11 protein-coding genes and 1 pseudogene are annotated in these 10,306 nt (G+C 68.9%); 2 read left to right on the top strand and 10 right to left on the bottom strand.

Going from position 1 to position 10,306, the window contains the following annotated elements:
• The 4 genes and pseudogenes from A5692_RS13925 to fadD5 form a co-directional block, all read right to left on the bottom strand.
• A pseudogene (locus tag A5692_RS13925) lies at nucleotides 1-196 on the bottom strand (MCE-family protein MCE1A); the annotation flags it as partial.
• A gap of 5 nt (nucleotides 197-201) precedes the next feature.
• Nucleotides 202-1,071, bottom strand: coding sequence for an ABC transporter permease (locus tag A5692_RS13920; protein WP_068056876.1), 870 nt, complete (start codon nucleotides 1,069-1,071; stop codon nucleotides 202-204).
• A gap of 1 nt (nucleotide 1,072) precedes the next feature.
• Nucleotides 1,073-1,888 (bottom strand): ABC transporter permease, encoded by an 816-nt coding sequence (locus A5692_RS13915; RefSeq protein ID WP_068056880.1) that lies wholly within the window; start codon nucleotides 1,886-1,888, stop codon nucleotides 1,073-1,075.
• 248 nt (nucleotides 1,889-2,136) lie between these two features.
• The gene (gene fadD5 / locus A5692_RS13910; protein WP_068056875.1) at nucleotides 2,137-3,774 is read right to left on the bottom strand and encodes a fatty-acid--CoA ligase FadD5; all 1,638 of its coding nucleotides are present in this window, start codon (nucleotides 3,772-3,774) and stop codon (nucleotides 2,137-2,139) included.
• A gap of 161 nt (nucleotides 3,775-3,935) precedes the next feature.
• On the opposite strand from fadD5, the gene A5692_RS13905 reads away from it, so the two are divergent.
• Nucleotides 3,936-4,622, top strand: a complete 687-nt coding sequence (locus A5692_RS13905) for a GntR family transcriptional regulator (RefSeq protein WP_082962691.1) — start codon at nucleotides 3,936-3,938, stop codon at nucleotides 4,620-4,622.
• Between the two features lie 22 nt (nucleotides 4,623-4,644).
• On the opposite strand, the gene A5692_RS13900 is transcribed toward A5692_RS13905, so the two are convergent.
• Both A5692_RS13900 and A5692_RS13895 read right to left on the bottom strand, forming a co-directional pair.
• Complete coding sequence (locus A5692_RS13900) at nucleotides 4,645-5,085, bottom strand: SRPBCC family protein (protein ID WP_068056874.1); 441 nt, start codon at nucleotides 5,083-5,085, stop codon at nucleotides 4,645-4,647.
• Nucleotides 5,086-5,178: 93 nt separating this feature from the next.
• Nucleotides 5,179-5,670 (bottom strand): thioesterase family protein, encoded by a 492-nt coding sequence (locus A5692_RS13895; protein WP_068056873.1) that lies wholly within the window; start codon nucleotides 5,668-5,670, stop codon nucleotides 5,179-5,181.
• Between the two features lie 14 nt (nucleotides 5,671-5,684).
• Here A5692_RS13895 and A5692_RS13890 point away from each other — a divergent pair, with 14 nt between their 5' ends.
• On the top strand, nucleotides 5,685-6,794 hold the full coding sequence (locus A5692_RS13890) for an alcohol dehydrogenase catalytic domain-containing protein (protein ID WP_068056878.1): 1,110 nt from the start codon (nucleotides 5,685-5,687) through the stop codon (nucleotides 6,792-6,794).
• A gap of 3 nt (nucleotides 6,795-6,797) precedes the next feature.
• Here the strand turns inward: A5692_RS13890 and A5692_RS13885 are convergent, their stop codons facing one another.
• The 4 genes from A5692_RS13885 to A5692_RS13870 all read right to left on the bottom strand — a co-directional run.
• Nucleotides 6,798-7,991: an enolase C-terminal domain-like protein gene (locus A5692_RS13885; protein WP_068056872.1), complete on the bottom strand. Its 1,194-nt coding sequence runs from the start codon at nucleotides 7,989-7,991 to the stop codon at nucleotides 6,798-6,800.
• 80 nt (nucleotides 7,992-8,071) lie between these two features.
• Nucleotides 8,072-8,806, bottom strand: coding sequence for an SDR family NAD(P)-dependent oxidoreductase (locus tag A5692_RS13880; RefSeq protein WP_231984316.1), 735 nt, complete (start codon nucleotides 8,804-8,806; stop codon nucleotides 8,072-8,074).
• Nucleotides 8,803-9,564 carry an HpcH/HpaI aldolase/citrate lyase family protein gene (locus A5692_RS13875; RefSeq protein ID WP_068056871.1) on the bottom strand — a complete coding sequence of 254 codons (762 nt, stop codon included), beginning with the start codon at nucleotides 9,562-9,564 and terminating at the stop codon, nucleotides 8,803-8,805. Before A5692_RS13875 ends, A5692_RS13880 begins: the two co-directional genes overlap by 4 nt.
• The coding region (locus A5692_RS13870; protein WP_068056870.1) for a zinc-binding dehydrogenase at nucleotides 9,561-10,306 on the bottom strand (746 nt) is incomplete at its 5' end. The genes A5692_RS13875 and A5692_RS13870, both read right to left, overlap by 4 nt.

Genomic DNA, 10,306 nt, shown 5'->3' with positions numbered 1-10,306 from the left:
AGGTGACCTTCGAACCCGGATCCATCACCAGCCCGGCCCGCGACGCCAACATCGTCAACTCGGTCTTCGGGGTGAAGTTCCCCCGGAACTGCCCGTAGACCAGGGCCAGCGCCACCAGGGCGATGATCAGCGCCGCGGCGCCGGCCAGCTTGTACGGCGGCTTCCGGGGGGCGTTGACCTTCACTGGCGATGTCATGGCGGCTACACCGTGAGCGCGAAGTTGGGGTTGACGCCGTAGAGCGCCAACGCGGCAGCCAGAACAACGACCTGCACCGACACCAGCGAGAAACGCATCGATCGGCCGACGGCCTCGCCGACGCCGACGGGCCCGCCGCCGGCGTTGTAGCCGTAGAAGCAGTGGGTGATCATCACGACCGCCGTGATGATGATGGCCTCCAAGAAGGACCAGAAGACGTCGTCGGGACGCAGGAACGTGCGGAAGTAGTGCTCATAGGTGCCGTTGGACTGCCCATAGAGCACCGTGGTGGTGATCTGCGGGGACAGGAACGACATGATCATCGCCAGCGCGTAAAGCGGAATGATGACCACCAGACCGGCCATGATCCGGGTGGTCGCCAAGAACGAAATGGACTTGATGCCCATGACTTCCAGGGCGTCGATCTCTTCGCTGATGCGCATGGCGCCCAACTCGGCCGTCGCACCCGCGCCGACGGTGGCGGCCATCGCGATCCCGGTGACGACCGGGGCGGCGATGCGCACGTTGATCAGCGCGGCGAAGAAGCCGGTGAACGCCTCGACGCCGATGTTGCCCAGCGAGGCGAAACCCTGGATGGCGACCAGGGAGCTACCCGACAGGGTGACGAAGCCGACGATCGCGACGGTGCCGCCGATGACGGCCATCGCGCCGGTGCCCATGCCGATCTGGGCGACCAGCCGCAGCGTCTCCTTGCGGTAGTTGCGCAGCGCGTGCGGGATGTGCCCGAGCGCCACCACGCCGAACCAGGCCATCTGGCCGATGTCGTCGAGGCCGCGCCCCGCGGCGCCGCCGTAGCGGTTGAGGTTTTCGACCGCCCGGGGGAAGCGGGCGCGTAATACGGCAGCTGTCGACATGTCAGTGACCCGTTCCGAACCGCACGCCGATGGTGGTCAGCACCACGTTGACCGCATACAGCGCGACGACGCAGAGCACGACGGTCTCGTTGACGGCGGTGCCCAGGCCCTTGGAGCCGCCGCGCACCGTGAGCCCGCGGTAGCAGCCGACCAGCCCGGCGATCAGACCGAAGATCGCTGCCTTGACCGTCGCGATGACCACCTCGGGCAGGCCGGTGATGGTGGTCAGCGTTGCCAGGTAGGCGCCACCCGAGACGTTCTGCAGGTAGACGCCGAATAGGTAGCCGCCGACCAGGCCGACGGTGATCACCAGGCCGTTGAGCAGGGTGGCGACCAGGGTCGCGGCGATCACCCGGGGGACGACCAGCCGGTGGATGGGGTCGATGCCGAGCACCTCCATCGCGTCGATCTCCTCGCGGATGGTGCGCGCACCCAGATCCGCGCAGATCGCCGTCGAACCGGCGCCGGCCACCACCAGCACCGTGGTGAGCGGGCCGAGTTGGGTGACGGCACCGATCGCCGCGCCCGCGCCCGACAGGTCGGCGGCGCCGAACTGCGCCAGTAGCACGTTGAGCGTGAAGATGAGCAGGACGGTCAGCGGGATCGACACCATGATGGTCGGCAGGAATGCCACCCGCATGATGAACCAGCACTGCAGGACGAACTCGCGCCACTGGAACGGCCAGCGGAGCAGCGCCCGTCCGGTCAGCACGCACATCCGGAAAAACCCGCCGATGAGCGTCAGCGGCGTCTGCAGCTGGTCGCGCAGGTAACCCACCAAATAGGGGCCCTGCCGACTAGCCGACGTTGAAGTCACCGCTGCCCCCTCCAGCTGGTACCGCGCGCCTCCCGGCGCCACGGCGGATCGTGTCGCACGCCTCGCCCCCTCGCCGCTTCGCGGTCGAGGGCTGCCCCCGCCTCGCCCCAACCACCGTGTGTGACCATCGGCTCCCTACTGGCAAGTAGTAACGGAGACCACAGGAATGTACCCGATGGCCATGCACGTGTGAACTGCATCTGCACAATTAACCCTTCGTCAACAACGGGCAAACGTTACAGCTTCCGTCAGCTATCCTCTCCGGTGGTGGAACTCCTTGTGGTGGAACGCTTTTCGTCGATATTTGCGGACCCGTAACGAATCCGTAGCTCAGTCTTGAGCACCTTGCCGGCGGGGTTGCGCGGCAGCGCGTCCATGATCTCGAGCGCCTTGGGATGCTTGTACCGCGCCAGCCGCTCGGTCAGGAATTCCTCCAACTCGTCGAGCAGCAGCGAGTCGCCGGCGACGGCGGCCACCGCGATCGGCACCTCGCCCCACTTGTCGTGGGAACGCCCGATCACCGCGACTTCGACAATGCTCGGATGGCTGGCCAGCACGTTCTCCACCTCGGCGCAGTAGATGTTCTCGCCACCCGAGATGATCATGTCCTTCTTGCGGTCCACCACCCACACGTAGCCTTCGGAGTCCATCCGAACGAGGTCCCCCGAATGGAACCAGCCGCCGGCGAACGCCTCCGCGGTGGCCTGCGGGTTGTTCCAGTAACCGCTCATCAAAGTCGGTGCGCGGTAAACGATTTCGCCGACCTCGCCGACCGGCACGTCGTTCATGTTCTCGTCGACCACGCGGGCGGCCACGGTCGGGATCACCTTGCCGACCGATCCACGTTTGCGGATCGCGTCCTCGCCCAGCAGCATGCACGTGACCGGCGACATCTCGGTCTGGCCGAACGCGGCGAGGATCTGGGTTCCGGGGAACGTCGCCGACATCTCGCGCAGCAGCGCGTCGGGCGCCGGCGCGGCCCCCCACGACATCACCCGCAGCCTCAGCTCGCGCGGACGCGCCCGCTGCTCGGCGCAGACGGCCTGCCACTGCGCGGGCACCAGGAAGAGCCCGGTGACCTTCTCCTCGGCCAGCACGTCGAGCAGCTGCCCGGGGTCGAACGCGCCGAGCGGGTAGATCACCGTCGGCGTGCCGAGCAGCAACCCGGTCAGCATGTTGCCGATGCCCGCGATGTGGAAGAACGGGACGCCGACGAACCCGACGTCGCTGTTGATGTCCGCGCCGTTGGTGTACAGCCCCGTCATGGTTTGGCCGGTCAGGTTGGTGTGGGTGAGCACGGCGCCCTTCGGGCGGCCCGTGGTGCCCGAGGTGTACATGATCAGTGCAGGCGAGTCGTTCGGGATGTCGACGGGCTGGTGCGAGGGCCCGGGCTCGTCGATCAGGTCTTCGTAGCCGAGCACGCTGTCGGTCGGGCCGCCGGCCACGACGATCGTGCCCAGTAGTGGCTCGACGTCGCGGACCCCGGTGGCCACCGGGGCGAGCACCGATTCGGTGATCATGACGCGCGCTTGGCAATCCTGAACCAGGAAGGCGATCTCGGCGGCGGTCAGCCGGAAGTTCAGGGGGACGGCGATGGCGCCGAGCATGTTGGCCGCCAGCACCGACTCGACGAATTCGGTGCGGTTGAGCATCAGGACCATGACGCGATCGCCGAAGCCGACTCCCCGACGGCTCAACGCATCGGCCAGCGCCGCCACCCGGTCCCGCAGTTCCCCCCACGTGACGGTTTTTCCGAGGAACCGCAACGCCGTCGCGCCGGGCTGCATCAGGGCGTGCCGCTCGAGCTGGGTCACCCAGTTTTGTCGCCTGGCCAGATACGGCTGTTCGGTTCCCTGCGCCAAATGGCTCGCCAATTGCGCGGTCAAGTCGACCCTTCCCCTTCACTCGCGCACCGCTTGCGCCAGGTTGATATTTGATAAAACATGGTGTTGTCTGGGTCACATTATGGCCTTAACGCCCTGCTGACAAGCCCCGACAAAAGTTTCAGACCAACCTCCACAAAGCCCCGAAAGCCCTGGCAGCCCCCGTGAACGCACCGATATCCACGCGACTGAGGAGCCGACGGCCACTGCGCCGGGCCCAGTTGTCCGACGAGGTCGCGGGCCACCTGCGGGCGGCGATCATGTCCGGGGCCCTGCGGCCGGGCACCTTCATCCGTCTGGACGAGACAGCGGCCGAGCTCGGCGTCAGCGTCACGCCGGTGCGCGAGGCCCTGGTGAAGCTGCGCGGCGAGGGCATGGTGCAACTCGAACCGCACCGCGGTCACGTCGTGCTGCCGCTGACGCGCCAGGACATCGAGGACATCTTCTGGCTGCAGGCCACCATCGCCCGGCAGCTGGCGGCCGCCGCCACCGACCACATCACCGACGCCGAGATCGACGAGCTCGAGCGCATCAACGAGTCCCTCGCCGCGGCCGTCGGGTCCAGCGACGCCGAGACCATCGCGGGGATCGAGTTCGCATTCCATCGGGTCTTCAATCAGGCGAGCGGCCGGATCAAGCTGGCCTGGTTCCTGCTCAATGCCGCGCGCTACATGCCGGTCCTGGTGTATGCGGCCGATCAGCAGTGGGGCGCGGCCGCCGTCGAGAATCACCGGCAGCTGATCGCCGCGCTGCGGCGGCGGGACGCCACGGCGGTGATCGAGCACACCGTCTGGCAGTTCACCGACGCGGCGGCCCGGCTGACCGAGATGCGGGACCGCACCGGTCCCTAGCGGCGGGTCGCCGACATCGGACCTAGCCCGTGGCCAGCTGCTCGGCGCGCTGCTTGAGCTTCTCGGCGAGGTGGTCCAGGACGTTGTTGAGCAGCTGCTTGACCATCGGCGCGGGCACCGGCATCGAGGTTTCGACGTCCAGGTCCACGGTCAGCAGGCTCGAATCACCCAGCTCCACCACGCTGAACAGCTGCTCCTGTTTGGTGAAGAGGTCCCCCTGCTGCAGCACGGTCTGGATCTGGTTCTCCCCCGGGTAGTACACGGCCTGGATGAACATGCCTTGCATGCCTTGGTAGTCGGTGTCGAGCCGCAGCTGGCTGGGGCGCCCGTCGTCGTAGCGGGCGAGCACCCACAGGCCCTTGATCTCCTCGTTCCAATGCGGGTAGGCCTCGAAGTCGGCGACGATGCCCATGATCCTGGCGGCGTCGGCGCGAACCTCGACGGTCTTGCTCATAACTGGCATTGGCGAAGCATAGCCGGGGGCGCGGGGCCGGCCGCCGGTGCAGCCCGGGCCGCGGTGCCGCGCGAAAGAGCCGCTGCGACGGGCGATCTCGGGCTACCGGTCGACAACCGCCGTCGACAGCAAGGTGCGGACGGAGTCGGGGATCGGCACCGGCTTGCGGCTGGCCCGGTCGACGTAGACGTGCACCCAGTGGCCCAGCGCGGTGATGGGCTGCGCCTGCTCGCCCTGGGCCGCCCGGAAGACGCCGAGCCGGTAGGTGACGCTGCTGCGGCCCAACCGGGTCACCGCCACGCCCACCATCAGTCCCTGGGGAAAATGCAGTTCCGAGAAGTACCGGCAGCCGGATTCGGCGACGATGCCCAGCGCGGGCGTGGTGAGCGGGTCCAGCCCGGTGCCGGTGTTGATCCACGCGTTGATCGCGGTGTCGAACAACTGGTAGTAGACCGCGTTGTTGAGGTGGCCGAACATGTCGTTGTCGGCCCACCGGGTCCCCACCGGCCAACGCACCGGGAAGTCGCCGCTGGTGAGCCCGTCCGGTGCCGGCGGTACCACCGGAGCCGGCGGGACCGGGGGGTCCGAAGCCATGGTTGTATTCCAGCATGGTTCGGATTCGGGGTGCCGTGCTGGACCGGATCGGCGCGGTCCGCCCGTACGCCGAGTCCCGGCCGATCCGCGTCGTCGATCTCGACCTCGAGCCGCCGGGCAGCGGTGAGGTGATGATCCGCATCGAGGCGGCCGGCGTGTGCCACTCCGACCTGTCGGTGGTCGACGGCAACCGGGTGCGGCCGGTGCCGATGCTGCTCGGCCACGAGGCGGCCGGCATCGTCGAGCAGCTCGGTGACGGGGTCACCGACCTCGCCCTCGGCCAGCGGGTGGTGCTGGTGTTCTTGCCGCGATGCGGTCATTGCGCGGCGTGCGCGACCGGCGGCCTGACACCGTGCGAACCGGGCAGCGTCGCCAACGCCGCCGGGACGCTGCTGGGCGGCGACATCCGGCTCAGCCAGGCCGGCCATCCGGTGCACCACCACCTCGGCGTCTCGGGCTTCGCGACGCACGCGGTGGTCAGCCGCGCCAGCGTGGTTCCGGTGCCGCCCGACGTGCCGCCCGAGGTCGCGGCGCTGCTGGGCTGCGCGGTGCTGACCGGTGGCGGTGCCGTGCTCAACGTGGGCGATCCGCGGCCGGGTCAGACGGTGGCGGTCGTGGGCCTGGGCGGCGTCGGCATGGCGGCGGTGCTCACGGCGCTGACCTACGACGGCGTGCGGGTCGTCGCCGTCGACCAGTTGCCCGACAAACTGACCGCCGCCCGCGCCCGGGGCGCGCACGAGGTGTACACACCGCAGCAGGCGGTCGACGCCGGGGTGAAGGCCGCCGTGGTCATCGAGGCCGTCGGCCATCCCGCCGCCCTCGAGACCGCCATCGACCTGACCGCTCCCGGCGGCCGCACCATCACGGTCGGCCTGCCGCCGCCGGCCGCGCGAATCAGCGTGTCGCCGTTGGGGTTCGTAGCCGAAGGGCGATCGCTGATCGGCAGTTACCTGGGTTCGGCGGTGCCCAGCCGCGACATCCCTCGCTTCGTCGCCCTGTGGCAGTCGGGCCGGCTGCCGGTGGAATCGCTGGTGTCGTCGTCGATCCGACTGGATGAGATCAACGAGGCGATGGACAACCTGGCCGACGGCACCGCCGTCCGTCAGCTCATCAGGTTCGACTAGCCGCTATCTCGGGTGCAGGGGCGCGACGGGTTCCACCGCCGTGTCCGGCAGGCGGTGATCTTCTAGGTAATCCCAACGGATTTCGTAGCCGAGCCCGGGCGCCGACGGTATCTCGACGAATCCGTCCGGCGTGAGCTGGTCGCACGGTGCCTTGAGGTACGGCGGCGCGGCGTCGTAGCGGGCGCCCGGCCCGAGCAGGCCGCGCTCGTAGTATTCGCAGACGTCTTCGCTGGTGGCGCCGAGAACCTGCAGGTTGCCGAAGCCGCTCATGTGTAGCTCGCACCGCATGCCGACGGCCTCGCACATTCCGGCCAGCTTCATCACGCCGGTGATGCCGCCGCGCAGGACGTCGATGCGGCTGATGTCGGAGGCACCGCGCAGGATCCAGTCGGCCCGGGTGTAGATGCCCCCCTCGGCGATCTCGGGAGAGCAGATCGGGATGTCGAGTTCGTCGCCCAGTCGCCGGTAGGCCTCGACCCGGTACTCCGGCATCGGGTGCTCGTACCAGTAGAAGCCCAGCCGCTCCAGCTCGCGGCCGACGCGCAGCGCGTCCTCGTAGGTGTGGTAGGTGCCCCAGGGGTCGAACATCAGCACCATCTCGTCGCCCACCGCGGCCCGGACCTCGCGGCACACCCGGATGTCCCAGTCCACGTAGGAGGGCCGCGGCAGGGCGGGCTCGCCCGTCGCGGGATTCCAGTAGTGGTAGGGGTGAATCTTGTAGGCCGCGTAGCCCTGCCGCTTGCACTCGACAGCGTGGGCGGCGTATGCGTCGGGAGGTCCGAGGTTGTTGAAGCTGCTGGCGTAGGCCTTGACCCGGTCCCGGGCACCGCCCAGCAATTTGTGCACCGGCAGCCCGGCCACCCGGCCGGCCAGATCCCACAACGCGAGATCGATTACGCTGCAGACGTTTTCGGGGAGCTTCGCCGCCCACAGTTGCCGCCAGATCTCCGCTCGGTCGAAGGGGTCGTGGCCGGCCAGCAGGGGGCTCAGGAATTGGGTGATGATGGCGCGATCCCCGGGCAGCAGGCCGTCCTGGTCGCCATGGAAGTGACCGCCGAAGTAGTAGCCCTCGATCCCCTCGTCGGTGAGCACCTTGGTCACGGTCTGCACCACGCGGTAATCGGTCATCAGCTGGCCGAACGAGATTCGATCGACGAACGACTCGAAAGGCACGACCTCGAGGCCGGTGATCTTCATGGCAACACATTCTGCCGAGAGCCCGCGCGCTCAGAGTAGGGGCGAAGGTCCCGCGCCGACGATCGCCGGTGTGGGGCCCGTCACCGGACCTGCACGCATTGGCCACCGTCGACCACCAGTTCCGAGCCGGTGATGAACGACGCCCGCTCGGAGACCAGGAACGCCACGGCGTCGGCGATCTCGCTCGGCCGGCCGATGCGCCCGAACGCCGACGACGCGGCGAGCCGCAGTTTAGTGGCGTCGTCGAGCATCGGGGTCGCGACCGGTCCGGGGAACACGGCGTTGACCCGGATGCCCAGCGGCGCCAATTCCGCGGCCGCGTTCTGGGTCAGGCCGCGCAGGGCCCACTTCGCCGAACCGTAGGCGGCGTGGTGCGGGAAGGGGCGGATGGCCCCGGTGCTGCAGATGTTGACGACGGCGGCGTGCTGCGCGGCGCGCAGGTGGTTCAGCGCTGCGTGGATGCCCAGGAAGGCCCCGAAACAGTTGACCCGCCAAGAACTCTCGAAGCCCTCCGCCGTCTCGTCGGCCAGCGATGCCCGGTGCAGCACGCCGGCGCTGTTGACCAGCGCGGTCAGCGCCCCGAAGCGTTCGATCACGGTGTGGACGGCCGACTGCCACCCTGACTCCGAGGTGACGTCGAGCTCGATCGCGATCACCTCGTCGTCGCCCAATTCGTCGACCGCGGCGGCGAGTTCGTGCGCGCGCCGATCGCAGGCGGCCACCGAATAGCCTTCGGCGCGTAGGCGTTTGGCGATGGCCCAACCCTGGCCGCCGGCCGCGCCGGTCACCAGTGCGACCCGTTGATCGGCGTTCACGGTTCGATCGCCTCTCGGAGGTGTTCGGCGGCCCCGCGCCGCAGCGCGTGTGATTCGGCGGTCAGGGTGATCATGGAGAACCCCAGCTTCGCCATGGCACGTCCCGTGGTGCCGTCCCCGGCGTGAATGCCGGTCACCAGCCCGGCCTCGTTGGCGGCCCGCTGGATTCGCACGATGGCATCCAGGACGGCCGGATCTCTGGTCGCACCGTCCACGCCCACGCCCAGCGAGAGGGCCAGATCCGCAGGCCCGACGTAGAGCCCGGCGAGCCCGTCGACGGCGCAGATCTGGTCGAGGCCGGACAGCGCCGCGGAGGTCTCGATCATCGCGAACACGCTGACCCGCGACTCGAGCGTGGCGGTGTCGCGGCCCAGGCCGGCGCGCAGCGGACCGAAGCTGCGGATGCCCGCCGGCTGGTAGCGGGTGGCGGCCACCGCCGCGGCGGCCTGGTCCGCCGACTCGATCATGGCGATGACGACGGCGTCGGCTCCGGCGTCGAGCACGCGCCCGATCGGCGCGGCGTCGGCGTTGGGCAGCCGCACCACGGTGCCGATGGGCAGGTGTTCGGTCCGGCGCAGCATGCCGGCGATGTCGGCGTCGTCGAGGTAGCCGTGCTGGGCGTCAAAACCCACGTAATCGTAACCGGCGCGGGCGAATTCCTCGGGGCCGAGCAGTGTGGGCCCGGTGATCCAGCCGCCCCAGATCGGGGTGGCCCGGTTCAGGGCCCGCTGCAGAGCGCTCCGCGAGTTGCCGGTCATTGTGCGATCGCGATCTTGACGCGCTCGGGGACCGGGCGGCAGGCCAACTCGAAGGCGGCCTGGACGTCGTCGACGCCGAACGTGTGTGTCAGGTAGGTGGCGAGCAGTTCGGGATGTTCGGCGGCGAACTTCCCCGCGAGCTCTAGCATCCGCCGGCGGTCCAGCGTGACACCGGATTTCAGCGTCAGGTTGTTGCGCAGCATGGTGCGCATGCTGATCGGATAGGCGTCGTCGTCGGCGACGCCGAAATAGAAGACCATGCCGCCGGGCGCGGCGGCCGCGAGGGCGTGGCCCAGCGTGGCCACCTGGTGACCGACGGCCTCGATGACGACGTCGGCGCGGTCGGAGGCCGCGAGTCGACTCACCCAGCGGTCGCTGGTGGCACGCACCGCGTCGTCGATGCCGAATATCGTTGCCAGACTTGACCGGTCGACGGGGTCGACGCCGGTGACGCGACGCGCGCCTGCCGCCTTGGCGACATAGGAGAACAGCAGACCGATGGAGCCCAGGCCGATGATCGCCACGTGTTTGCCGGCGAGGTCCGGCAGTTGCTCGACGGCGTACAGGACGCACGCCAGCGGTTGCAGGCCGACCGCTTGCGCCGGGGTCAAAGCCGGGTCGTAGGGCGCCAGCCCGTCGCCGTCACTGATCACGCGTTCCATCATGCCGTCGAACCCGGAGGCCCAGCCCACCACGCGGTCACCGGGACGGTGGTCGGCGTGCCGGCTGGCGATCACCTCGC

The organism is Mycobacterium sp. E342 (genome assembly GCF_001667665.1).
GTDB lineage: Bacteria > Actinomycetota > Actinomycetes > Mycobacteriales > Mycobacteriaceae > Mycobacterium.
Note: the sequence above shows the minus strand (reverse complement) of the source record. Positions and strands in the feature narration are given on the sequence as shown.